Raw genomic sequence first — 24,625 nt, forward strand, 5'->3', positions numbered from 1 at the left:
TAATGAGTAAACGATAGGTTTGAATGAGTGAAGTATTGTAGGTGTTGAGTACGCTTTCGCGAAAGCATAATAAAAACCCTTAAATCGGCCCATTCTAGGAACTTGACGAGTAACTATCAAATTAATAATGACTAGTTTTACCACATGATGAAAAAGATTCTTGTCATAATAATATTACTTATAAGCTGCACGTCCTTAAATGCGCAGTCCAAGTTTTCTAAAACCAAAACAGAGCAGACAAGCCTATCCATTTCGGGTAGAGTACTCACGGAAGATGGAAAGCCTATTGTAGGAGTTAATATTGAAGGTCCAAATGGCAGATACGCCAGTACAGATAGTCGCGGGAATTTTCAAATTCCTGCCAATTATGGAGATAGATTAGTTATACGAGGTATTGATTTTGAAACTGTTTATCATACTGTATACAGCAACGACGATTTAGAGATTAGGGTAACTGATGAGGATGATTCCTTAAATAATCTTACTTACTCACAAGCCATAGATAGTGCCCAAGTATATTTTAATAAGGATCCAAAAAAAACGGCAGATTTCCTAATCGCCGCCTTATCAAACAATCCAAAATCATTATCAAAACGACAACAGGCCGTAGCCTATGAAAAATTAGGTGACTTATACTTTAATAATAAACAATATGATCTTGCAATTGACAATTTTAAAGCGTCAATAAACTTTATTGCAAATAAAAGTGTCTCCCTAAAAAGAGCCTCAGCTTTAAGAGAAAATGGTAATTATCAAGAATCCATAAAGGCTTTTATTGAACTAGGTCCTTTTAAAAACAAGGATGATGAAATTAAACGCTTAAAAGGTCTAGCAGATGCTTATGCTGCAACTAACGATCAACAACAAGCCATTGCTGTGTATCAAAAGGCATTACTACTTTCTGAAGAAGTAGGTAACTTAAATGAGGTAACCACCCTAAATACTAAAATAGGAAACAATCTTGATCGCGCTGGACAAACTGAAAAAGCTGAAGGATATTTTAATAAAGCCATTTCAAATTCTACCGTTGAAGGTCGTTCAAATACCATAGTAACCCAATCTCAAACTGCCGATTTTTATAATGCTAACCAGCAATATGACAAGGAGATTGCCCTGCGTAAAAAAAACATACAGCTGTTTGAAGAAGAAGCCAAAGAAAAGGACTCGATAACACCTGATCGTGAGACTTTTTCAGATCCTAGCAATTTGTCAAATAAAACAGCTGTTATTACTCCTGAGGCACCAAAGCTTACTCTTCAAAAAGAGCAACTTAAAATTGCTACCGCTCTTAAAGAGCAAAACAAAATTGATGATGCTATTGATTACTATTTAAAAAGTCTGAATGAAGCCGAGAAAAACGAGGATCTAGATGTATTAAAAGATGCATCTAAAGAGCTTTCAAAATTATATCGAATTAAAGGAAACTCTAGCAAGGCATTATCCTACAGTGAAAAGTACATTGAAGCCGTCGACCAATTGTACCTTGAGAAAGAAAATCAATTAGAAGAAGCTACTCGCAATGCCAAAGAATTAGTCGCAAAACAAACACGTATTCTCACTCTAGAAAAAGACCGTAAACTGACTGACAATAAACTAGCCCTAGCAAGTGCAGAACAGGCATTGTCCATTGAAGCAAATCGCAGACAGCGCTGGATTATCTACTCACTAGGTGCCGCTGTAATCCTGCTTCTTACGTTAGCCTATTTCATGTACCGTAACAATAAACAGCAAAAAATTAATAATCATTTACTAGCGCTTAAATCCCTGCGCAGTCAAATGAATCCTCATTTCATTTTCAACGCGCTTAATTCAGTCAATAACTTTATCGCTACTAATGATGAACGTAAAGCCAATAAATATCTAGCAGATTTTTCCAAACTAATGCGAAGCGTGCTAGAAAACAGTGAATTAGACTTTATTCCTGCTAGTAAGGAAATTGAGTTGCTCAATCTTTACCTACATCTAGAACATGAGAGATTTAAGGACAAATTTGAATTTGAATTAAGTGTAGACCCATCTATAAAGGAGTCTAATATTCCTGTTCCACCTATGCTACTGCAACCAATAATTGAAAACGCTGTATGGCATGGCCTACGATACAAAAAGGAAAAGGGCCTGCTTAAAGTAAGTTTTGAACCGCATAATCAATCTGGGATTAAAGTAGTAATACAGGATAATGGGATAGGTAGAGAAAAATCCAAAGAGCTTAAAACGAAACATCAAAAGAAAAGAGATTCAAAAGGTCTAGGCAATATTAAAAATCGTATCGACTTACTTAATGAACTTCATAATAAAAACATCACTCTTACTGTAGAAGATGCTAATCTTAAGCCCGATATAGGGACAACAGTGATTGTTATAATAAACTAATCTATCAAAACCATGAAAGCTGTAATCGTAGAAGACGAGCAAATTTCTAGAGAAATTCTCATAAACTATTTATCAAAATACTGTCCCGAAGTAGAGGTAATTGCACAAGCAACCGATGTGGATGAAGCCTTACAAGTACTACGAAAAACAGATATGGATTTAGTTTTTCTAGATGTTGAATTGCCCTATGGGACAGCCTTTGACATACTAGAAAAAGTAGGTCAAAAAGACTTTGAGACTATTTTTGTCACAGCCTATGATCAATATGCCAAAGACGCTCTCAACATGCAGGCAGCCTACTATTTAACTAAACCAATTGAAATTGACGAACTTATTAAAGCTGTTGACACTGTCAAGAATATAAGAGCACGAGAAGAAGAATTACAAGTAGACTTAAAATTACATGCTAGTAGTCCTGTTCTAGAAGACAAAATAACTATTCCTACTCAAGAAGGTTTTGAAGTTCTTGCTATCAATGAAATAACATACTGTCAGGCAGACGATAACTATACCCACGTTCATTTGACTAATGACACCAAACTTGTTTCAAAAACACTTAAGCATTTTGAAGAGTTACTAGACGATAAAGGGTTTTGCCGTATACATAAATCTTACCTTATAAACACCAGCCATGTAACTGCCTATAAAAAAGGAAAAGGTGGTAGTGTGATAGTAGCAAATACTGAATTATCAGTAAGCCCTAGTAAAAAATCATCGCTGTTTAGTTACTTCAAATAAGGGTTTAAAAATCTAATAGTCTAATTGATTTATTACTTACCTCGGTGGTTAATTCTGAAAGTACGTCAGTTTTAAGATTTGAATACAAGTAATGATGCCCTAATTCTTTCTTTAAGTTTAATAGATTAGCGTTTTTAAGTACATGTAAGGTTTGTCTAGCAACAGCTTCACCACTATCAATTATTTTCACTCTCGCTGGTAGCAATTCAGCAAGATGATCTTTGATGTAAGGATAATGACTACAACCTAAAACTAAATAGTCTATACCAGAAATCATGAAAGGTTCAATAATTCCTATAAGTAGTTCTCGCATTTGTACAGTATCCTTTTTTCCGGCTTCAATTAGTTCAACAATTCCTGTGCCTACGATTTCAATTGTATTAACATGCGTAGTAAACTCTGCATGTGTTTTATTAAAAAGTTCACTGGATAACGTCCCTTTTGTAGCAAGCACACCTACTTTTTTTGTAGTCGAATTAAGTGCCGCTGGCTTTATTGCGGGCTCAATTCCAATGAAAGGCACATCGTAGTTATCACGTAAATAGGAGATAGCATTTGTAGTGGCTGTATTACAAGGAATCCCTATTAATTTACATCCACGATCCAATAAATATTCCGTGTTTTTGACACACAGCTCAATGATTTCTTGCTTACTACGTCTACCGTAAGGTGCATTTTTAGAATCAGCTAGATAAATCGTGTCTTCGTGTGGTAATAATTTGATTACTTCTTTCCACACGCTGGTTCCACCTACTCCAGAATCAAAAAAACCTAAAGGCTGTTTACTCATTATTGTAAAAATAAGAAAGTATAATGGAAGTAGTTATAGTTCGCTTTCGCGAAAGCGTAAAAAAAAGCCCCAACTTAAGTTAAGGCTTCTATTTTAATAAACTTCCCAATGTTTAATTGAGGTAAAGAGTTCCTAAGTTCTTTTTATCCTTATTGCTGGCAAAAATAACGTATTCACCTGGGGCCTTTCTATAGGTAATAGCAGGACGTAAAACAAGTTGCTTTTTCTTGTATTCATCAGGATCGGTACGAGTCATTTTTCCTGTGGCATCATCAAATTCAAACAACACCGGAATCATTTTTTTTACATTACGCACCTTGCGCATGTCATCCATTTCAGTGATTCCAATATTTTTAGGGTCATCGTTTACAAGTACAGATAGTTTCCCTTTTTCATACATAGCAATCGAGCTTAAATACTCTGGTCCCTCATTAAGCACTCCTAGCGGAAACATAAATCCTGCAGCAATGTTTACTCCGTTCCCACCACCAACAGCAAAAAATCCAATAGATAGTTGAGTCACGGTTACTTTTTGTTCTTTAGGCAATACATTACTCCATTCTAAGTTACCTTCAGCATCCATGGCTGACACGATAACTTCATTAGTAATGTAAGTAATGGGAGTGAAGGCTAGTGGTCCTATACCCGAGCTTTGTCCAACAAATGTTTGATAAAACTCTGACATCACGATTATACCACCATTATCTCTTTCAATGATATGAGTATTGCGATAAAAAGGAAGTAAGTTTTTACCTTTTTTGGCTCTACGTTCACCGATTAATTTTTTCTTTACATCATAAGTAAATGTATTGAAATTGTTTTTTACGACTGAATTAGTCTCCGTATCAACGCTTACGTTGAAAATACCTTCAATTCTATATTCTGATCGACCTCGTTTTGTAAGGTTTGAGTAGAAACCTACTAATTGTAAACGACCTTGTAAGGTGTTTAACATATTACAATTAACCACTTTTTTACCTTTAAGATCTACAGGAATCTCAGTCATTTCATAATTATTATTTGCATAATAAGCATGTATCATCAATCTTGTTACTGTAGTTCTTTTCTTTTTATCTCTATAGGAATCACTAATAACAACAAATACATCACCGTATTCATTTGCGATAAAATCGTCAAAGCTAAAGTCAAGATCTTTCCTGTCCTTAAACACTTGCTCATTATGCTTTGTAAACACGGTCTTCATATCGCCGTTTAGCAGTGTTACATCATATGTAAGTGATTCTTCCCAGCTACGAACAGTTACATAAGTTACTATATAATTGCGCTCGTCATATGATGGTTTATAGAAAAAATAACCTCTTTTACTTTTTTTCTCTACATCAATAGCTACAGCTTTTATAGGCTTGCCGAGAGTAAGATTAGACTTAATTGGAAATGCTGCAAGGATGTCTTGTTTTGCTTTTTTATCGTAATAGTTTCCAAAGATGTATGGTTTACCATCGATGATTTCCATGTCCTCGATATTAACACGAGCTTTTCCTATTTTTTCTATCTTCAACTCCTTACTACACTTAAGGTAATCGTTTGAAGAGGCATCAAAGGTTTGAATAAAGAATTTTTTCTTGTGTTTTGCTAGAGCATATCTTACCCCATCTACTTCACCTGCCACTTTAATCACATCACCTTTTGGCGCTGTAACATGACTACCAAATTGTAGTGAGACATTTCCTACAGAGCTTAATTGAGCGTAAGTAAAACAAGCTATTGATAGGAACAATAGCAACGATAACTTTGTTTTCATATTGGTTGGTTAAAATTTTTCACGAATATAAGACAGAATCTTAAACTCGTTAAAACTCTTATTTAACCGAGAAAATCCACTATCTTACTTACATCCACAGTCACCATTACCACAATTGTTTGAGTCTTTAGATTGCCCTATATACTTGCGTAACAACCACAACAGGGCTATAACAAATAGAATTACGACTACAATGATTTGAGCAGTATACATTATTTTAAAATTTGAAATGCAGCCAAGGCACTAGCATAGGCTATAACCGTCATCGCTACAAATTGGATGGCTGGCCATTTCCAGCTATTGGTTTCTCGTTTTACAATGGCTAGAGTACTCATACATTGCATGGCAAATGCATAAAAAAGCAACAAAGAGATACCACTAGCAAAATTGAACAATGGTCCTCCCAAAATGGGATTAACCTCTTCTTTCATCCTGTTTTTAATAGTAAGTTCATCTTCTCCATCACTTTCTACACTATAAATTGTAGCTAGAGTACCTACAAACACTTCTCTTGCTGCAAATGAGCTTACAATGGCAATACCTATCTTCCAGTCATATCCTAATGGGGCTACTACCGGCTCTATTCCTTTACCTATATATCCTATAAAACTGTATTCCAATTTATGGGATGCGATCTTTTGATTTAAGTCTTTCTCACTTAAATTTTCTGACTCGTACTTTTCTGTAACAATTTGTTCTGCATTAGTATATTGCTCGCCTAGACCATAACTTGCTAATACCCATAGAATAACGGAGATTGCCATTATAATTTTCCCTGCACCAAAGACAAAACTTTTTGTTTTTTCAAGTACTGTATAAAGGACGTTTTTAAGTATGGGTAGCTTATAGGCAGGCATTTCCATAACAAAAAACGACTTCCTATTAATTGGTAAGATCTTATTAAGCACCCAAGCTCCTAGAATCGCTGTAGCAAATCCTAATAGGTACAGCAACATTAAAGTAAGCGCTTGGTAACTTAATAAACCACCTAAAATGCTACCTTCAGGAATAACCAATCCTACAATAATAAGATAAACAGGCAACCTAGCAGAACAGGTCGTAAATGGCACCACTAAAATGGTGATTAAACGCTCCTTCCAATCTTCAATGTTACGAGTAGCCATAACTGCTGGAATTGCACAGGCTGTTCCAGAAACTAAAGGAACAACACTTTTACCACTTAATCCGAATTTTTTCATCAAGTGATCCATCAAGAAAACTACCCTACTCATATAACCGCTTTCTTCCAAAATTGATATGAATAAAAACAGAAAAGCTATTTGTGGTATAAAAATGACAATACCGCCTAATCCAGGTATTATACCTTCGGACAGCAAGTCGGCTATGGGTCCAGCAGGTAACTTGTTTGACAACCAGCTGCTCAAACTAGCAAAAGACTCGTCAATGAAATCCATAGGATAACCAGACCAATCGTAGATAGCTTGAAAAATAACTAGCAACACAGTAAAAAATATTAGGTAACCCCAAATTTTGTGCAACAGTATACGGTCCAGTCTTGATCTTAAATCTTTGGCTGTTGCGGTATCTATAGACAGCGCCTTTTTAAGTAGACCATTTATAAATTGGTAACGCACAACAGTTTCTTTGTGCTGTAATCTCTTTAAATCTGCTTCAGATTTAATTTCAAAAGACGTGGTTTTAAGATCAGTTAAATCGCGATTTCTATCAATCTTACCAAAATTGACATCCTGTGTAATTACTAACCACAACTTGTACAGCAACTGATTAGGATAGGCCTTTCTAAGTCGCTCAAAATATACAGGATCGATGACCGAGGCGTTAACACAAGGCTCAATATCTAAACTTTTAAAATCAGTGATAGCTTTTTTAAGCTCCTCTACTCCCATATTCTTGCGAGAACTTACTAGAACAACTTTCGTTTTTAAGTCTTCCTCTAATTGCTTAATGTCTAGAGAAATTGCCTTCCTTTTCATCCTGTCGGCCATATTAATGACAAGAATTGTAGGAATCTCTAAATCTTTTATTTGAGTAAAAAGTAAAAGGTTGCGTTTTAGGTTTTCTACATCGCTTACCACGACAGCAACATCAGGGAAATCTTTAGAGGTACGATCAAGTAAAGTTTCTATAACAACACTTTCATCTAGTGAGGTTGTATTTAAAGAATAGGTGCCTGGTAAATCAAGGATATGAGCTTTAATTCCTCGATCTAATTTGCATATACCTTCCTTTTTTTCAACCGTAATTCCAGGATAATTACCTACTTTTTGATTGAGTCCAGTCAATCTATTGAACAATGAGGTTTTACCAGTATTTGGATTACCTATAAGAGAAACTTTAATCGATCTAGCCATAACGTTCTACAGAAATTTTTTGGGCCGTTTCTCTACGTATAGCTAGGTGAGTACCATTTATATTTAGGTAAATAGGATCTTGAAATGGAGCACTTTGCATTACGGTTACTTCATTACCTGGCAAACATCCCATTTCCAATAATTTTAATGGAACATCAATTTCATTAAAATGTAGTATGATGGCGCTTTCACCTCTTTTTAAATGGGCTATTGTTATGCTCAACTGTTATTTAGACTTAATTTGAATAAGCAAAAATAAGGTAGAAATTGAGTTTGAAGAAATTAATGCTTTGTTAAGATTAAAATAATCCCTTATCCACCTGTTCAAAACCTTCATCAATTAGGTGAGTGGATTTATTGAGAGCGGCGTCTACTGCCAGTTGATCACAGCGCTCGTTCATAGGATTGTTATTATGACCTTTAACCCATTGAAATTTTGCAGGTGCACGATTGTAAGCTCTTATAAAACGTCTCCATAAATCGGGATTTTTAACGTTTTTCCATTGACGTCTTATCCATCCATCGATCCATTTTTTATTTACTGCATCACACACATATTTACTATCTGAAAAAACAGTAATATCAACGGGTTGTTTTTTGATCTTTTCTAGAGCTACGATAACTGCAAGCAGCTCCATTCTATTGTTTGTCGTTTTTCTGTAACCTTGAGAAAATTCCTTCTTTATTTTTTTATTGACATCCATCATAACAATACCATAGCCGCCAGGACCAGGATTACCTCTCGATGAACCATCAGTATAAATGTGTACCACATCCATTAAGACAGTAATTTTTCAATAGTTACTGGAAAATGCTCGTGCTCTAATTGATGGATACGATTTGCAAGTGATTCTATTGTATCATTCATTAAAACAGGACAAGTAGCTTGATGAATTATTCCTCCTTCATCATAATGCTCATTTACGTAATGTATGGTGATCCCACTTTCTTTCTCCTTGTTAGATAGGACAGCACCATGTACATGATTTCCATACATTCCTTTTCCACCATATTTTGGTAATAGAGCAGGATGAATATTAACTATACGATTGGGAAACTCTTCAACCATAAACTCTGGTATCTTCCATAAAAAACCTGCTAGCACGATTAAATCGGGATTAATTTGTTTTAAAATAGAATGAATGGATCCCGCTTTCGCGAAAGCGAACTTGTTAAAACTTATCCCTTCAATACCAGCTTGTGTAGCCCTTTTTAAAACAAATGCGTTAGGTTTATTACTCAAAATATGAGTTACCTGTACTTGATCATTATTTTCAAAATGATTTATAATTGCCTGAGCATTAGACCCATTACCACTAGCAAATATTACAATTTTCTTCATAAATTTATGGCAAGCTTGTTGTTACCCGACTGGTAGAGTTAAGAATAAAATAGATTAATAAATTCAATGGCAAGTTAACTCTAAATAAGTAAAAGACGGTTTTGTCACAAAGTTTGTTATTTTTGCCATTCATTTAAAATTAAAAAAAGAATATTATGTCAGACATTGCATCAAGAGTAAAAGCGATTATCGTTGACAAATTAGGCGTAGATGAAAATGAAGTTGTTGCAGAAGCAAGCTTCACAAACGATCTAGGAGCAGACTCTCTAGACACTGTTGAACTAATTATGGAATTTGAAAAGGAATTTGATATCCAAATTCCAGACGATCAAGCAGAAAACATAGCTACTGTAGGTCAAGCAGTTTCATACATAGAAGAAGCAAAAGCGTAATTTTAATTACATGGAATTAAAGCGAGTAGTCATTACTGGAATGGGAGCCCTTACTCCTATAGGTAACAATTTACAGGAATATTGGGAAGGTTTAATTGCTGGTAAGAGCGGTGCTGCTCCTATCACCTATTTTGATACAGAACATTTCAAGACTAAATTCGCTTGTGAGGTTAAGAATTTTAATGTTCAAGACTTCATAGACCGTAAGGAAGCTAGACGCATGGATCGTTTTGCACAGTATGCACTGGTTGCTGGCGATGAGGCTATAGCTGACTCTGGATTAGACACCGACTCTGTAGACAAATACAGAGTCGGAGTTATCTGGGGTGCAGGAATCGGCGGTCTGGAAACTTTTCAAGAAGAGGTTAAATCGTTTGCCAATGGTAATGGTACTCCTAGATTTAATCCTTTCTTTATACCAAAAATGATTGCAGATATCGCACCAGCTCATATTTCCATAAAATATGGATTTATGGGACCTAACTACACGACGGTTTCTGCATGTGCATCTAGTGCCAATGCGATGCTAGACGCACTCAACTATATTAGACTAGGACATTGTGACGTAATTGTAACAGGTGGATCAGAAGCTGCCGTTACACAAGCAGGAATGGGTGGTTTTAATGCTATGCACGCCTTATCAACTCGCAATGAAAGTCCAGAAACCGCAAGTAGACCTTTTGATGGTACACGTGATGGTTTTGTCCTAGGTGAAGGAGCTGGAGCTCTTGTTCTAGAAGAATATGAGTATGCCAAAGCTCGTGGAGCAAAAATCTATGCCGAAGTTATTGGTGGTGGATTCTCAAGTGATGCCTACCACATGACTGCACCACATCCAGAAGGAACCGGAGTAATTGCTGTAATGAAAAACACATTACAAAATGCCGGTATTAATCCTGAAGATGTAGATCACATAAATACGCACGGAACATCAACACCTCTGGGCGATGTTGCCGAACTTAAAGCTATAAAAGCTGTATTTGGTGATCACGCTCCTAACATAAGCATCAACTCTACCAAATCTATGACTGGTCACTTATTAGGAGCAGCAGGCGCCGTAGAGAGCATCGCAAGTGTAATGGCCATTCAAGAAGGCATCGTTCCTCCTACGATTAACCACACCACTGTTGATGAGAATATCGATCCTTCTTTAAAATTAGTATTAAATCAACCTGAAAAACGAGAAGTTAAAGTAGCATTGAGTAACACCTTTGGTTTTGGTGGTCACAATTGCTGTATCGCTTTCAGAAAGATTTAATGGCTATTGTTTTGAATGAATAGATTCCGTAAAATATTTTCAAATCGTTCAAAATCTTCCGTAGATCCATTAGCGGTTTCAGTTCAAAATATTACAGGTCTTAAAGTTCAAGATGTATCTCTTTATCATACAGCCTTTACTCACAAATCCACAGGTGAAAAGACTGAAGATGGCATTGCCATAAGTTATGAACGTCTAGAGTTTCTGGGCGACGCAATTTTGGGCGCTGTAATCGCCGAATATATTTATAATGAAGTTCCTAGTGGTGACGAAGGATATCTCACAAAAATGAGATCTAAAATCGTAAGCCGTGAACATCTTAATGAATTAGGAGAAGACTTTGAACTTATCCACTTTATTAAAGCTCAGGTTCCCGTAGAAAACTTTGGAAGAAACATCCATGGAAACCTATTTGAAGCCTTAGTAGGTGCCGTTTATTTAGACCGTGGATACAAGTTTTGCAAACGATTTATTGAAAACAAGGTTATCGAACCTTACGTGGACATTCAAAAATTAGAAGGCAAAATTATCTCCTATAAAAGCTTATTAATTGAGTGGTGTCAAAAGCATAAAAAGCAATTTCGCTATCATACCTATGAAGATACTGGGGCAAGTGAACTTAGACACTACGCTGTTAAGTTATACCTAGATAACAAGGTTATTGCCAAAGCTAGAGCCACAAGTAAGAAAAAAGCTGAAGAGAAAGCAAGTAAAAGAGCCTACTTTGCTTTACAAGATAAAATGAACAATAGAAAGCGATAACATAGCTTACCCTATAATCTTCTATTTTTATAAGTTCCTGTAGGGAAAGGAAGACCTTTCCTTGGCTATCAAGAATATAAAAAATCCCTATATCGTTTTCGTAAAGAATTAACGGTAATACAACATCTTACACTCTTAATTTATCAAGTAGTTAAATATATTTGTGTGGTTATGCATCTCGCTTATGGCAACTTTTAAATTAAGTGATTGGGAAGAAGAAGAGGATGTTTCTCTTATAGGAATTCACTCAAGCCTACCTGCCTATCGTGTTGCGTATTATATCAATAAGCACAGTGATCATTGTTTTGAAAGAAAACAAACAGATCATGAACTGTTTACTGATAGGATAATAGCAACGTTTCCTGTGTACAAGGATTATGACGAGAAACTGCAAACTCAACTTTATCTAGTTGCCAATAGGTTTAAGGGCGTTTTAAAAGGAGTATCTGGCACAGGGCTTTTTGAAACTATAGATGAAGAGGAAATTACCGTGACATTACTTAAGGAATATCATAAGGTTGATTTTATCCTTAAAATAGAACAGAATAACATGAGCTATCCTGTGCAAAAATTAATAAATGATCTAAATAAAGCCCAGACTTTCACAAGCTGTTATTTATTAGATTATTTTAAATTGAAAAATAAAGACTATTTAATCTTTGAATAAATGCCGACATCTAAAAAAACTAAAATAGTAGCCACACTAGGACCAGCAACATCAAGCAAGGAAACACTCCTTAATATGATGAAAGCTGGTGTAAATGTATTTAGAATTAATTTCTCACACGCCGATCACGATGATGTAAGAGAGCGCGTTCAAATGATTCGTGACTTAAATAAAGAACACGGTTATACTACAGGAATTTTGGGAGACCTACAAGGCCCAAAATTAAGAGTAGGTGTTATGGCAGAAGAAGTAGTAGTACAACCTGGTGATGAAATCACGTTTGTAACTGGAGAGCCTTTTCAAGGAAATAAGGAACGTGTTTATATGAATTATGAACAGTTTCCGAGAGATGTTCAAAAAGGTGAACGCATACTTCTAGATGATGGTAAACTAATATTTGAAGTAAAATCTACTAATAAACAAGATGAAGTAGTTGCCAAAGTTATTCAAGGTGGTCCTTTACGTTCAAAAAAAGGAGTGAACTTACCACAAACGAATATTTCACTACCAGCTCTTACTGAAAAAGATATTGTAGACGCAAAATTTGCTTGTGAACTTCAGGTAGATTGGATGGCATTGTCATTTGTGCGTCACAGCAAAGATCTGATGGAACTGCAAGACTTGATTAAGGAAAATAGTGAAAATAAAATTCCTATTGTTGCCAAGATTGAGAAACCTGAAGCAGTAGAAAACATTGATAAAATAGTAGCATATTGCGATGGTCTTATGGTAGCACGTGGTGACCTAGGAGTAGAAATACCTGCACACGAAGTTCCTCTTATTCAAAAACAACTTGTATTAAAAGCTAAAAAAGCACGTATACCCGTAATTATAGCCACTCAAATGATGGAAACTATGATTACTAGTCTTACTCCTACTAGAGCAGAGGTAAATGATGTAGCAAATTCTGTTATGGATGGAGCTGATGCCGTAATGCTTTCTGGTGAAACATCGGTAGGTAAGTATCCTGTACAAGTTATTGAAAAGATGGCAAGTATTTGTAAATCAGTAGAAGACAGTGACTTAATAAAAGTTCCTTATGAACCACCACACATAAGAACAAAACGATACATCACTAAGTCAGTGTGTTATCACGCAGCCAAAATGGCAAATGAAATAGATGCCAAAGCCATAACTACCATGACCAATTCTGGTTACACTGCTTTTCAAATAAGCGCCTGGCGACCAGATGCACACATACTCACGTTCACCTCAAATGAACGAATTTTAACTCAACTTAGCTTGCTATGGGGCGTAAAAGCTTTTATGTATGAAAAGTTTGTGAGTACTGATGAGACTATTGAAGATGTAAACAAGTTTGCTAAAGAAAAAGGATTTGTTGCCAAGGGAGATTTCTTGATTAATCTAGCCGCAATGCCTGTAACTGATAAAGGAATGGTAAATACCTTAAGAGTTACCGAAGTGGAATAACTTAACTAAAATAAAGCCGCATCGTTTGATGCGGCTTTTTTTATATCAACTTATATTCTTTTTCAAATGCTATATGATGAGTGAGAACTCCATTTCCATTATATATAGGAAAAGCATCCAACTCACAACCGTATTCTACACCGTCTTTTTTATAATTAAGCAACCTAGCTTTAAAAGCTATACCGGATATCAAAGCCTCACGAGTACGCTCAACAGCATCTAGATCAGTATTAACACCTTGCAATATTTTTGGAGTTTGTCCCACCATTTCATAAGGGTCATAACCTGTCAAATCTTCAATATTCTTAGACGCAAATACGATTTTTAAATCCGATCCAGTAATGATAACCGAATAGTCCGTAGAATGGCTGTATCCATCAACAAAATAATTAAAATGCCAATCATATTTCCTGGCTATCTCGTCCATTTTATTCAATATTCTAGGTGTAAGATCCCACATTAATTTACCTACAACCTTCCAAGGAATTAGTGGTGTTGTTTTCAAATCATGATGTATGATTGTAAATTGTGTGTTTTTGAAAGTCATACTTAAATGTAGTGCAAGATAGTTAAGTATGAAAATGTACTAGATAAAATTAAGTTACTGTACTAGAACTTAAAATCTAATTGTACCTCTTCAATTTCATGTTCATCTTGTTCAGATTGATCATTATTAAGATTACTAAGGGTTATACCTAATAGCCTTACGCTTTCGCGAAAGCGATCTTGTTCTAACAACTCAATTGCAGTTCTCAGTATAGTCTCCTTATCTCTAATGTAGTAGGGTAAGGTGATGCTACGGGTTTGAGTTTTGAAATCACTGTACTTGATTTTGAGCGTTACCGTTTTACCAGCAACATCAGATTTTTCAATGCGTTTTTCTATTTCGCCTGCTATTTGCTGCAAGCGCTCTTTCATAAATAATTCGCTAGAAATATTCTCGGCAAAAGTACGCTCTGCTCCTAGAGATTTACGTATCCTATGAGGTTGTACGGGACTATTATGAATACCTCGTACAATATTAAAATAATGCCTACCGCTTTTACCGAAATGCTCTGCAAGATATTCTAAGGACTTACTTTTTAAATCGGCGCCAGTAAAGATTCCATGTTGATACATTTTGTCTGCGGTTACCTTTCCTATACCATAAAACTTTCTGATTTCTAATTTTTCTAAAAAAGAAACCACTTGATCAGGAGTTATTGTTTTTTGACCATTAGGTTTATTTATATCACTGGCAACCTTAGCAATAAATTTATTTATGGAGATGCCAGCACTGGCGGTAAGACCAGTAGTTTCATAAATACGCCTACGAATTTCATAAGCTATTATAGTAGCACTGGGAAAATTAAATTTATTTGCCGTAACATCTAGATAAGCCTCGTCCAGTGATAAAGGTTCGACTAGATCAGTATAATCATGGAATATTTCTCTTATTTGATTACTCACTTCTTTATAGCGATCAAACCTATGTTTTACAAAAATTAAATGAGGACACAATCGTGCAGCTGTCACACTGGGCATAGCGCTACGCACACCATATTTTCTAGCCTCGTAACTTGCTGCAGCTACTACTCCACGCTTACTACTACCACCTACAGCTATAGGTTTACCTCGTAATGATGGGTTATCATGCTGTTCGACACTTGCATAAAAAGCATCCATATCAACATGAATAATTTTTCTAGATACTTGATGTGATTCGTTTGACATTTTCAACTACAAATATCGTAATAAGCAAATCAAAAAAATGGAGCAACAACTAATTTAACCTATTTGCATTTATCTTAATTTATATGTTCATTGTTAACTATAATATAGCATTAATGCATTTATAATCATTTTATCTATTTTATTTGTATTTTGTCTATATAATGAATAAAAATAATAGTGATTTTAGTTAAAATACACTTTTAACAGGTCAATACGCTATATAGATATTTATATTTATGATAATCAATCTAATACAGCCTATGAAATCACTACTAACCTTAATTTTTATATTCTATAATATAACTTTCATTTACTGTCAAGTTGGAGTAAACACCACCACGCCACAAGCCACCTTAGACATAAATGGAAATGTTATGATACGTAATGTAGATCCAGTTACAAATCCTACTGATAGAAATCTCGCTGCACAAGATAGTATACTTGTGAGATCTAATAACGAGGTGATGAGAGTTTCATCTAGCGATGTATTAAACGCCACCCTTAAAACCGCGGTAAAAGGAGGATTTACAAATGCGACCTCTGCAACACTTGTTCTTTCATCTACCTATACACAAATTCCTTTTGACAGTGAAGAGTTTGATCTTAACGATGAGTATGATCCTGCCACACACACGTTCACCGCAAAACAAGATGGTATTTATACCATAAAAGTTAGAATAAATGCCTCAAATTCAATTAATGCATCTATTAACTATGGCGTTTGTATAAGGAAGAACGGTGTTGTTGTTGCTCGTGAGAATTTTGCCAATATTACTGTAGATGTTGTTTTTCCAGAACTTACAGTAGGGATAATAACTATTCCCGAAACAGATCTTCTTGAGCTTCCTGTAACTCCACCAGTAAGAAAAGTTGAGTCACTAGAACAATTAAATACAGGTGACACTATCACATTTGAACTTTTTTCAGACCTTGGAGCTACTGTAAACCTATCAGAAGGTATTGAAGATTGCCAATTTACTATTGTACAAATACGATAACACTTATCTTAGTACTATCCTCAAATCAATCTTTATGGGTTATAGTGCTATAATAATTGGAGCCACTGGACTATGTGGTAGTGTTTTATTGGAAAAATTACTGCAAAATGAGCAGTATGATAGTGTGATTACGCTTTCGCGAAAGCGTATCAACCACCAAAACCCTAAACATAAAAATTATATTGTTGACCTATTTGATCCATCTACTTATGTGAACCACTTATATGGAGATCATTTATTTATTTGTACCGGTACTACCCAATCAAAGACACCAGATAAAGCAGAATACTACAAAATTGAGCATGATCTACCACTTTTAGTAGCTCAACAGGCTAAGGACAATGAAATATCCACTGTCATAGCCATAAGTGCACTAGGAGCAAATCCTGAAAGCAGATTTCTATATAACCGAGGCAAAGGAGAAATGGAGCGCGACATAAAGGATCTAAATTTCAAAGCCGCCTATTTTGTTCAACCAGCATTGATAAGTGGACCCAGAGATGAAAAACGCCCCTTTGAAAGCATGTGGAAAAAAGTACAGAAATTGATTGATCCACTACTTGTAGGACCTCTTAAAAAATACCGCAGTATTGCACCAAAAACAATTGCCACTGCTATGATTCGCATAGCATTACATGGGTATGAAAAATCACGGATTGAAAGCGATGAACTCATTCAAATAGCAAACGTAAAATAACTGTTTCTTAATGGCTTACTATTAATTGTGGTTTATCTTTAGACCACATGATTAATAAACGACTTCTCGTAAAAAATCTATTAGCTCATAATGATGAGAATAGTTTTTATGACAAGAAGTTGCGAATTGATTTAGGCAGTAAAGAAGGAAAGGCTAAGTTTTTAAAACATATTTGTGCGCTTTCAAATTCTAATCCTAAGAACAACAGTTACATTGTTATAGGGATCGATGATGCGAGTAACTCCATTGTAGGCGTAGATTTTTTTGATGATTCTAAACTACAAAACCTTGTCAATGCTTATTTACAAAACGCTCCTATAATTCAATATGAGAATATTGCATTTCCACACTTACCTACAGGAAAAGTGGTCGGATTAGTTACTATACGAGCACAAAATGGTCTTACTGTCCTACGCAAAAACATTTGGAAATATTATGGCGGAGCAGCCTTTTTTAGGGATGGAAGCGTTTCAATGCCCAAGGATTTCTATAGCGAAATCAATGATGTTAATTCTGAAATCGTTCGACAAATTGAAAAACAATCTAGCAACCATATTGAACACACACTTGATAGTGTAGTTACGTTTATGGAAAGACGTCACAACGGTCTACATGCAGAATATAAAGTTTTTAAAGAACAGTTTGTCATATGTTGGTCTGGCAAAGTAAAACATAAAAAAGGCCAAACTTACTATTCACGAGTTGACATTGAAATGGTCAATGAGCAAGTACAACTTTTTTACAGCGCCCTAGATGAAGTTCAAATAACACATGATGATTCCAGTTTTAGTATACTTGAATTTGTGCATTTAGGTATTGGAGCACAACAGCGGTATCATCCACTTGAAAAGCAAACGTTTAGATTTCTACCTAATGGAACCTATACTTTAGAGAATAAAATTCTCTTTAATCCTCCTTACTACGATAGAAGAACGCTACACCACATTTACAATGCAAACCTGGCTTTATTGCAAAAAATAGCAACTGATGCACCGCTTACCGATAGGGAACTAATGGATCTTAGGCAGTTGCCGGAAACCATGCTTATTTGTAAGTTTAACAATGTAGGTGAACCGGTTGAAAAAATGCGAGTTCACAAGCAACATCTCAAAAAATATGTAACAACATATAAGGCATTTAAAGAAGCTTTACGCATTTTAAGAAAAGTACAATACAATTCATGAGAACTATAGCAATAGGAGATATACACGGTGGCTACAAAGCCTTACTACAATTGTTAGACCGCATAAATATTAAAGGTGATGATCATTTAATATTTTTAGGCGACTATGTAGATGGATGGTCACAAAGTGTCGAAGTCATTGACTTTTTAATCAATTTTAAAAAAGAAAGAAAAGAAAACGGTCATTTAGAACCGGTTTATCTCATGGGTAATCATGATGAGTTATTATTGAATTATTTTAAAACCAACCAGAAAAACAATTCTTGGTTACAACACGGCGGACAGATAACTGTAGATAAATATGAAGCTAAAGAATCTGCAATTATAAATAAACATGTAGAGTTTTTGGAAAAACATTTGTTACCCTATTTTGAGAAAGATAACAATGGATTTTTTCATGCAGGGTTTCATAATTTGAAAGGTCCCAAATATGAATATTACTCAAATATCACATATTGGGATCGATCATTATGGGAACTCGCCTTATGCTTGAATCCTGAACTTAGTATAGAAAACGAACGGTATCCTGATAGATTAAAATTGTACCATGAGATTTTTATTGGACATACTCCAACAACAAGACTAGACAGTTTTTCTCCTATTAACGCAGCCAATGTATGGAATATAGACACAGGCGCAGCCTACAAAGGACCTTTAACAGCAATATGCATTGAAGATAAAACAGTCTGGCAAAGCGATCCCGTTCACACCTTTTATCCCAATGAAAAGGGTCGCAATTAAAAATAGGCTTTTAACTGCACACTGCCCGTGTGCACTGTAGGCGCACTTTCAGTTGCTCTACCGTTATAAGATAAGTTAAGGTCTAAAAAGCTTGTGATATTACGTTGAAACAGTAATTGCCAGGTCAAGTTATCACCGTCTTGTAGTCCTTCCAATATTTGAAAACCTGCTGGTGAAAAAGCCTGTCCCTCAAAATCATTTTTGATATATGTAAGAGTACCATTAACAGCATATGCCTGCTGCTTATTAAATGAAAAATTAACCCCAAAATTGTGCTGTTCTAAATTAGCCTGATCATTGAATTTATTCTCCTTTTTTTGATATTGATAAAATAAATCAAATTGATTGCTGGCACTAAATAAGTAACTCAATTTAGGTTTAAATAAGCTTTGATCTATTTTAAAATTTCGATTTTCAAAATTTTCACTCAAACTGGATGTAGATCCTGATTGTAAGCTTATATCAATAAGCCAACTTTTCTTGAATCGATGGACCATTCCTAACTGGTGACTATTTACTTTACTTAAAAACAAACCTATACTTTGCAAGTTTTGCGATTCTGTAGAGATATAGGTGTAATTAGTAGTAAAATCCTGCTTTCCTCGATTAAAGAAAAGACTGTTTCTAAAGGATTTGTTCAATCCTAATTGCTCATCTTCATCATTAAAAGGATTTAGGCTAAAACTTGTACCTTCTCTTGCAATCATGCGATCTATTTGATAGCTAGTTTGATTAAAAAAATGAGACAGTATCCTTTTGTATCCTGTTTTATCATTCCACGAACTAGGATTTAGGTTAAGAGTAAGAGCAAGTTTATTTTGATGAGTAGGAACAAATAGTTGATTAGGAAGTAAGACTCTTACATAATTTGCTTGATCTTGAAATTGGGCTACTTCAAATTCAGTTAAATCTTGTATTCCATCATTGTTATAATCAATCCAAGTAAAGGTTCCTTGGCCAGGATTAACCTCGACGTAGGTAAAATCTTGACGTGCGATTGATGCACTGTTAGTCTCATAGGCAGAGGTGAAATTTACTTTCTTATCATAAAAGGATCGTTGGTATTGAACTCTTGAATTAAATGAAACTTCATCTTCAATATTATCGACAGTGGCTTTAAGTTTTCTATAATTTGCGTACAACAGTAGTTTCTGTTTCTCGTCTTTAATGGGTTGTGCTCTTATGTAATAATTGTTTGATTTATTAACCTGTACCAGTTGATTGTCCCTTAAACTATCATTTACTCTATGTCTATAACCCAATTCAACAAAAACTTTAGTAGTATCGCCGCGACCTGCAAAGATCTCATATTGATTAAATCGCTGTGATAAGTTTGTAAACCGATCGGTATTTACATTTTTCTGCTCATTTCCCTCACCGTTCAAATTAGTTCCTATATAGTTTTTTCCAATCTTTCTTTTAACGGCAATATCGTATCTATTAAATTTTGAAGAAAATTCAGTACCACTTGTTTTTAGTACGCTTCCGCGAAAGCGTGACTGCCACAAACTATCGTTATAAGCGCCACTTAAAACGTGTCTATTCCCATTATAGGTATCACTAAATTCTAAATGCTGAAAAGAATAAGTAGTTGTGAGTGTTGAATCTATTTTAAAATCAGTAGACAGTGTAGTAAACAGTTGATTTCCTTGTGGAGTAACTAAATTCCAATCCCTAGCAAACTCGATGTTATAAATACGTTCAACGTTCCTAAAATTCTCATTTATATAATCCAGAGATAGTGATGAGGCTACATCATACTTTTTAGGTTTTTTAATCAATACCTGTTTGATAGCAAACCTACCTGCAACACCATCATTATCATCATCATCTAGATTAGAAAATTTATTAAGATCATTGCGGCTAGCGGCAAACTCGGTTGCTATCTGTGTTTTTTCGGACGGAGCATAGTCAGCCTTAACACCCGTAATGGTTAAATTTTGAGGAGCAAAAAGTCTTACTATAGGTGCATAATTACCTTGTGAAACACCATTCACAGGTGCTACATATTCATAAATATTTGCGATGGCTTGGTCATTGATCAATACATAATCGCCTTGATTGTCTCCAACTAAAGTGAATCGAACTGTAAACAAATCATCATTGGGATCCTGTGAAAACACAAAACGTTCAACACCATTAATAATGTCCCGTCTATAAAGAATCTTATTTTCTGAAAAATCATCAGGAATCGCACTAGGTGCTACTTGTAAATCTGGATTATCTCCTGCAGCTGCAAGAGCTTGCACTTGTTGTTCAGAGAGGTTTTGTTGTAAAGGTTGATTTTTTGCATCAGACTCTGTATAGGCATATGCCTCTATATTAAGTTTTTCTGACTGATATCCTGCCGTTCCATAACCCACAAAACGGGTAAAATTACGCTCGCTATATTGATACTCTATAGAAATTCTCATTTCACTTGTTATCGGAAAAGTTGGTGTAAACCTAACCTCACCAGCATTATAGTCGATTACATAATCATTGTTTTCACCACGTTGTAGTAATATTCCATTTACATATACTCGCTCACTACCAGAGACAATTAGAATAAACAGTTCTCCATTTTGCCCAGTTAATTTGTAGGGTCCTTGATTACCTTCTTGACCCACAAATCTAGAAGTATTGAATGTTCCTCTTACCAGAGCACCAGCTGCGTTTATATAACTGTTTGATGAGTCTCCATCAAACCGCACCGATCCAGAAATACCTTGAACTCTTTTGGTAAATTTATTAAAGGCAAATTGTTGTTGCTCTAGATCTACATCACCAGCTCTTATTTTCCATGAGTCACTGTATAGCTCAATAAAAATTTGATCAAATTCGTCCAATCTTTGAGAATAACCATTCTGTGTTTGAGGAACATTTGCATCTTGAATGGATGCTCTTAAGGATACTTTATCATTAAGCTTACCCGTTATCCTAAGATCCAACTCGGCATCTACTACACTATTTTGATTATTTCCTATTCTTAAACCTCTGGAAATACTTCCGCTAGTTTGTAAACCATTGAAGGGTACTTGAATCTCTTGCTTTTTGGGCTGGATTAATTGTACTAACTGTTCTTGTGGACTTTCATCACTTAGGATGATAGAAGGATCATATAATCGAACTCCCTTGAATAATTCCTTGGGAAAAGGTAGGTATTGTACTCGCAATGAGTCGTTAGAGGCTGCTATAATGGGGTTTAAATAAATACGGCCTGTTGCATAGTCAACTGTATATAAACTAGTATCAATCGCAACGCCCTTAATATTGGTTAATTTGAAATTGGATTTTTGAATAGGAAGACTATCTATTAATAAACTATCTGATGGTTTAAAAGTCTTCACCTTTACATTTTCAAAACTTTGAGAATAGCAATTTCCCAATGCCAAAAAGAAGAAAAGAAACAAGACCAACCTCATACTAACAGCAAACTACCACAATTATAAAATATTTTATCAATAACCAGAGAAATAAAAAATCCCAAGCCGAAATGACTTGGGATTTATAAACTAAGTTTAAAAAGGACTACTTTTTCATTTCAAAATCATTCATAAAAGCAGTGGTATAATTACCAGCTACATAATCTGGATGATCCATTAATTGTCTGTGAAAAGGTATCGTAGTTTTAATTCCTTCTATATGGAACTCATCAAGAGCTCTTTTCATTTTATCAATAGCCTCTTGTCTAGTTCTAGCTGTTGTAATTAACTTAGCTATCATAGAGTCATAGTTAGGCGGTATTATATAACCAGCATATACGTGAGTATCTAAACGCACTCCATGTCCTCCTGGAGCATGTAACACTGTTATTTTTCCTGGCGAAGGTCTAAAATCATAGTAAGGATCTTCAGCATTAATTCTACATTCTATCGAGTGTAAGGTAGGCTCATAATTCTTACCAGATATCTTAACACCTGCAGCGACTAATATTTGCTCTCTAATAAGGTCAAAATCAATTACCTGTTCAGTAATTGGGTGCTCAACCTGAATCCTAGTATTCATTTCCATAAAATAGAAATTACGGTGTTTATCTACTAGAAATTCTACAGTTCCGGCACCTTCGTATTTAATAAACTCTGCTGCTTTTACCGCTGCTTCACCCATATCCTTACGTAACTTTTTAGTCATGAAAGGAGAAGGAACTTCTTCAGTTAATTTTTGGTGACGACGTTGAATAGAACAATCACGTTCTGATAGGTGACACGCTTTTCCATCTTGATCTCCAACGATTTGAATTTCGATATGACGAGGTTCCTCAATGAGTTTCTCCATGTACATATCGTCGTTACCAAATGCCGCTTTTGATTCCGTTTTTGCACTATTCCATGCGTCTTCAAGGTCCTCTTCCTTCCATACCGCACGCATACCTTTTCCACCACCACCAGCACTTGCTTTAAGCATTACTGGGTAACCAGTTTCTTTGGCTACTTTTATACAAGTTTCAAAATCAGGAATTACACCTTCAGATCCAGGAACACAAGGAACACCAGCCTCTTTCATAGTAGCTTTGGCAGTTGCCTTATCACCCATTTTGCTTATCATTTCTGGGCTAGCACCGATGAATTTTATATCGTGCTCTTGACAAATACGTGAAAAATCAGCATTCTCAGATAAAAATCCATATCCTGGATGAATAGCATCTGCATTTGTAATTTCTGCAGCGCTTATAATATTTGACATCTTTAGATAAGACTCGCTACTAGGCGCAGGACCTATACACACAGCCTCATCAGCAAACTTCACGTGTAAACTTTCAGCATCAGCAGTAGAATATACAGCTACTGTCTTGATACCCATCTCCTTACAGGTTCTTATAACCCTTAGAGCAATTTCACCACGGTTTGCTATCAATACTTTTTTAAACATGATAATCAGTTTTTTAGTTACCGCGATAGTGTTGTTTTGGATTACGCTTTCGCGAAAGCGTAATTTTCCATGGACACTAACACAAACAATAAATCCCTCTTAAATTAAGAAGGATCTACTAAAAATAATGGTTGATCAAACTCTACTGGAGAAGAATCGTCTACTAATACTTTTACGATAGTACCAGAAACTTCACTTTCGATTTCGTTAAATAGTTTCATTGCTTCAATGATACATAAGGTATCACCTTCTTTTATAGAGTCTCCTACTTCAACAAACAGTGGTTTGTCTGGAGCTGGCTTTCTATAAAAAGTTCCAATAATTGGTGATTTTACTGTAATGTACTTACTGTCATCGCTAACAGCTGCTGGTGCAGGAGCATCACTTGAAGCCGGTGCTGCTGGCGCTGCTGGTGCAACAGGTGCAGGAGCTGCTGGTTGTGGAGCTGCCATTACCGGTGCTTGTTGAACATAAGTAACAGGTTCGTCTGATTGTGTTTTAATGGTGATTTTTACATCATCCATTTCTAATTTCACCTCACTTGCGCCAGACTTTGCGACAAATTTGATTAGGTTTTGTATTTCTTTTAATTCCATA

General features: G+C 35.4%; 22 protein-coding genes. 11 read left to right on the forward strand and 11 right to left on the reverse strand.

The genetic code is table 11. The annotated features are described in order from the left end of the window. Positions 1 to 144 precede the first annotated feature (144 nt). Positions 145 to 2,370 carry a histidine kinase gene (locus I5168_RS03075; protein WP_431472387.1) on the forward strand — a complete coding sequence of 742 codons (2,226 nt, stop codon included), beginning with the start codon at positions 145 to 147 and terminating at the stop codon, positions 2,368 to 2,370. A 12-nt stretch (positions 2,371 to 2,382) separates the two neighbouring features. Further along, positions 2,383 to 3,108 (forward strand): LytR/AlgR family response regulator transcription factor, encoded by a 726-nt coding sequence (locus tag I5168_RS03080; protein WP_060523371.1) that lies wholly within the window; start codon positions 2,383 to 2,385, stop codon positions 3,106 to 3,108. Between the two features lie 4 nt (positions 3,109 to 3,112). Here I5168_RS03080 and murI read toward each other — a convergent pair whose 3' ends face one another. From murI to purN, 6 genes are all read right to left on the reverse strand, one after another. Then, positions 3,113 to 3,898, reverse strand: coding sequence for a glutamate racemase (gene murI, locus I5168_RS03085; RefSeq protein WP_431472388.1), 786 nt, complete (start codon positions 3,896 to 3,898; stop codon positions 3,113 to 3,115). A 112-nt stretch (positions 3,899 to 4,010) separates the two neighbouring features. Continuing rightward, positions 4,011 to 5,660 carry a hypothetical protein gene (locus tag I5168_RS03090; RefSeq protein WP_431472389.1) on the reverse strand — a complete coding sequence of 550 codons (1,650 nt, stop codon included), beginning with the start codon at positions 5,658 to 5,660 and terminating at the stop codon, positions 4,011 to 4,013. Positions 5,661 to 5,872: 212 nt separating this feature from the next. Then, the gene (gene feoB / locus I5168_RS03095) at positions 5,873 to 7,993 is read right to left on the reverse strand and encodes a ferrous iron transport protein B (RefSeq protein ID WP_105017738.1); all 2,121 of its coding nucleotides are present in this window, start codon (positions 7,991 to 7,993) and stop codon (positions 5,873 to 5,875) included. Further along, positions 7,986 to 8,216: a FeoA family protein gene (locus I5168_RS03100; RefSeq protein ID WP_042276422.1), complete on the reverse strand. Its 231-nt coding sequence runs from the start codon at positions 8,214 to 8,216 to the stop codon at positions 7,986 to 7,988. Before I5168_RS03100 ends, feoB begins: the two co-directional genes overlap by 8 nt. Positions 8,217 to 8,292: 76 nt before the next feature. Next, a complete protein-coding gene (rnhA, locus tag I5168_RS03105; RefSeq protein WP_431472390.1) occupies positions 8,293 to 8,772 on the reverse strand; it encodes a ribonuclease HI in 480 nt (159 codons plus the stop codon). After that, positions 8,772 to 9,335, reverse strand: coding sequence for a phosphoribosylglycinamide formyltransferase (gene purN, locus I5168_RS03110; RefSeq protein ID WP_060523374.1), 564 nt, complete (start codon positions 9,333 to 9,335; stop codon positions 8,772 to 8,774). The genes rnhA and purN overlap by 1 nt, the downstream gene beginning before the upstream one ends. A gap of 155 nt (positions 9,336 to 9,490) precedes the next feature. Here purN and I5168_RS03115 point away from each other — a divergent pair, with 155 nt between their 5' ends. The 5 genes from I5168_RS03115 to pyk all read left to right on the forward strand — a co-directional run bounded on the left by I5168_RS03115 (position 9,491) and on the right by pyk (position 13,845). Further along, positions 9,491 to 9,727, forward strand: coding sequence for an acyl carrier protein (locus I5168_RS03115; RefSeq protein ID WP_042276429.1), 237 nt, complete (start codon positions 9,491 to 9,493; stop codon positions 9,725 to 9,727). Positions 9,728 to 9,737: 10 nt separating this feature from the next. Further along, positions 9,738 to 10,985: a beta-ketoacyl-ACP synthase II gene (gene fabF, locus I5168_RS03120; protein ID WP_042276431.1), complete on the forward strand. Its 1,248-nt coding sequence runs from the start codon at positions 9,738 to 9,740 to the stop codon at positions 10,983 to 10,985. A 15-nt stretch (positions 10,986 to 11,000) separates the two neighbouring features. Beyond that, positions 11,001 to 11,747 carry a ribonuclease III gene (rnc, locus tag I5168_RS03125; RefSeq protein ID WP_042276433.1) on the forward strand — a complete coding sequence of 249 codons (747 nt, stop codon included), beginning with the start codon at positions 11,001 to 11,003 and terminating at the stop codon, positions 11,745 to 11,747. Positions 11,748 to 11,931: 184 nt separating this feature from the next. Further along, complete coding sequence (locus I5168_RS03130; protein ID WP_431472391.1) at positions 11,932 to 12,414, forward strand: IPExxxVDY family protein; 483 nt, start codon at positions 11,932 to 11,934, stop codon at positions 12,412 to 12,414. After that, positions 12,415 to 13,845 (forward strand): pyruvate kinase, encoded by a 1,431-nt coding sequence (gene pyk, locus I5168_RS03135; protein WP_042276437.1) that lies wholly within the window; start codon positions 12,415 to 12,417, stop codon positions 13,843 to 13,845. A 40-nt stretch (positions 13,846 to 13,885) separates the two neighbouring features. Here the strand turns inward: pyk and I5168_RS03140 are convergent, their stop codons facing one another. Both I5168_RS03140 and dinB read right to left on the reverse strand, forming a co-directional pair. Then, entirely contained in the window at positions 13,886 to 14,392 is a 507-nt protein-coding gene (locus tag I5168_RS03140; RefSeq protein ID WP_052510254.1) for a PAS domain-containing protein, read from the reverse strand. A gap of 62 nt (positions 14,393 to 14,454) precedes the next feature. Then, a complete protein-coding gene (gene dinB / locus I5168_RS03145; RefSeq protein WP_105017743.1) occupies positions 14,455 to 15,558 on the reverse strand; it encodes a DNA polymerase IV in 1,104 nt (367 codons plus the stop codon). Positions 15,559 to 15,818: 260 nt separating this feature from the next. Here dinB and I5168_RS03150 point away from each other — a divergent pair, with 260 nt between their 5' ends. Genes I5168_RS03150 through I5168_RS03165 form a run of 4 tightly spaced genes read left to right on the forward strand, consistent with a single transcriptional unit; the run spans position 15,819 to position 19,177 of the window. Continuing rightward, entirely contained in the window at positions 15,819 to 16,556 is a 738-nt protein-coding gene (locus I5168_RS03150; protein WP_431472392.1) for a hypothetical protein, read from the forward strand. A 34-nt stretch (positions 16,557 to 16,590) separates the two neighbouring features. Further along, complete coding sequence (locus tag I5168_RS03155) at positions 16,591 to 17,253, forward strand: NAD-dependent epimerase/dehydratase family protein (RefSeq protein ID WP_431472393.1); 663 nt, start codon at positions 16,591 to 16,593, stop codon at positions 17,251 to 17,253. Between the two features lie 47 nt (positions 17,254 to 17,300). Continuing rightward, positions 17,301 to 18,437 carry an ATP-binding protein gene (locus I5168_RS03160; RefSeq protein ID WP_431472394.1) on the forward strand — a complete coding sequence of 379 codons (1,137 nt, stop codon included), beginning with the start codon at positions 17,301 to 17,303 and terminating at the stop codon, positions 18,435 to 18,437. Next, complete coding sequence (locus I5168_RS03165; RefSeq protein ID WP_085775535.1) at positions 18,434 to 19,177, forward strand: metallophosphoesterase; 744 nt, start codon at positions 18,434 to 18,436, stop codon at positions 19,175 to 19,177. Before I5168_RS03160 ends, I5168_RS03165 begins: the two co-directional genes overlap by 4 nt. On the opposite strand, the gene I5168_RS03170 is transcribed toward I5168_RS03165, so the two are convergent. From I5168_RS03170 to accB, 3 genes are all read right to left on the reverse strand, one after another. Continuing rightward, positions 19,174 to 22,506, reverse strand: a complete 3,333-nt coding sequence (locus I5168_RS03170) for a hypothetical protein (RefSeq protein ID WP_431472395.1) — start codon at positions 22,504 to 22,506, stop codon at positions 19,174 to 19,176. The genes I5168_RS03165 and I5168_RS03170 overlap by 4 nt on opposite strands. 181 nt (positions 22,507 to 22,687) lie before the next feature. Further along, positions 22,688 to 24,028 carry an acetyl-CoA carboxylase biotin carboxylase subunit gene (gene accC, locus I5168_RS03175; protein ID WP_431472396.1) on the reverse strand — a complete coding sequence of 447 codons (1,341 nt, stop codon included), beginning with the start codon at positions 24,026 to 24,028 and terminating at the stop codon, positions 22,688 to 22,690. Positions 24,029 to 24,132: 104 nt separating this feature from the next. Next, complete coding sequence (accB, locus tag I5168_RS03180) at positions 24,133 to 24,624, reverse strand: acetyl-CoA carboxylase biotin carboxyl carrier protein (protein ID WP_105017748.1); 492 nt, start codon at positions 24,622 to 24,624, stop codon at positions 24,133 to 24,135. Position 24,625 lies beyond the last annotated feature (1 nt).

The sequence above is a fragment of the Nonlabens sp. SCSIO 43208 genome, from assembly GCF_050703575.1.
GTDB classification, from domain to species: Bacteria; Bacteroidota; Bacteroidia; order Flavobacteriales; family Flavobacteriaceae; genus Nonlabens; species Nonlabens tegetincola.

Coding starts and splice junctions, on each gene's coding strand:
- I5168_RS03080 (WP_060523371.1), top strand. CDS start 2,383: ATGAAAGCTGTAATCGTAGAAGACGAGCAAATTTCTAGAGAAATTCTC.
- pyk (WP_042276437.1), top strand. CDS start 12,415: ATGCCGACATCTAAAAAAACTAAAATAGTAGCCACACTAGGACCAGCA.
- fabF (WP_042276431.1), top strand. CDS start 9,738: ATGGAATTAAAGCGAGTAGTCATTACTGGAATGGGAGCCCTTACTCCT.
- accB (WP_105017748.1), bottom strand. CDS start 24,624: ATGGAATTAAAAGAAATACAAAACCTAATCAAATTTGTCGCAAAGTCT.
- I5168_RS03150 (WP_431472392.1), top strand. CDS start 15,819: ATGAAATCACTACTAACCTTAATTTTTATATTCTATAATATAACTTTC.
- rnc (WP_042276433.1), top strand. CDS start 11,001: ATGAATAGATTCCGTAAAATATTTTCAAATCGTTCAAAATCTTCCGTA.
- feoB (WP_105017738.1), bottom strand. CDS start 7,993: ATGGCTAGATCGATTAAAGTTTCTCTTATAGGTAATCCAAATACTGGT.
- I5168_RS03090 (WP_431472389.1), bottom strand. CDS start 5,660: ATGAAAACAAAGTTATCGTTGCTATTGTTCCTATCAATAGCTTGTTTT.
- I5168_RS03160 (WP_431472394.1), top strand. CDS start 17,301: ATGATTAATAAACGACTTCTCGTAAAAAATCTATTAGCTCATAATGAT.
- purN (WP_060523374.1), bottom strand. CDS start 9,335: ATGAAGAAAATTGTAATATTTGCTAGTGGTAATGGGTCTAATGCTCAG.
- murI (WP_431472388.1), bottom strand. CDS start 3,898: ATGAGTAAACAGCCTTTAGGTTTTTTTGATTCTGGAGTAGGTGGAACC.
- I5168_RS03115 (WP_042276429.1), top strand. CDS start 9,491: ATGTCAGACATTGCATCAAGAGTAAAAGCGATTATCGTTGACAAATTA.
- I5168_RS03140 (WP_052510254.1), bottom strand. CDS start 14,392: ATGACTTTCAAAAACACACAATTTACAATCATACATCATGATTTGAAA.
- accC (WP_431472396.1), bottom strand. CDS start 24,028: ATGTTTAAAAAAGTATTGATAGCAAACCGTGGTGAAATTGCTCTAAGG.
- I5168_RS03165 (WP_085775535.1), top strand. CDS start 18,434: ATGAGAACTATAGCAATAGGAGATATACACGGTGGCTACAAAGCCTTA.
- rnhA (WP_431472390.1), bottom strand. CDS start 8,772: ATGGATGTGGTACACATTTATACTGATGGTTCATCGAGAGGTAATCCT.
- I5168_RS03155 (WP_431472393.1), top strand. CDS start 16,591: ATGGGTTATAGTGCTATAATAATTGGAGCCACTGGACTATGTGGTAGT.
- I5168_RS03075 (WP_431472387.1), top strand. CDS start 145: ATGATGAAAAAGATTCTTGTCATAATAATATTACTTATAAGCTGCACG.
- I5168_RS03130 (WP_431472391.1), top strand. CDS start 11,932: ATGGCAACTTTTAAATTAAGTGATTGGGAAGAAGAAGAGGATGTTTCT.
- dinB (WP_105017743.1), bottom strand. CDS start 15,558: ATGTCAAACGAATCACATCAAGTATCTAGAAAAATTATTCATGTTGAT.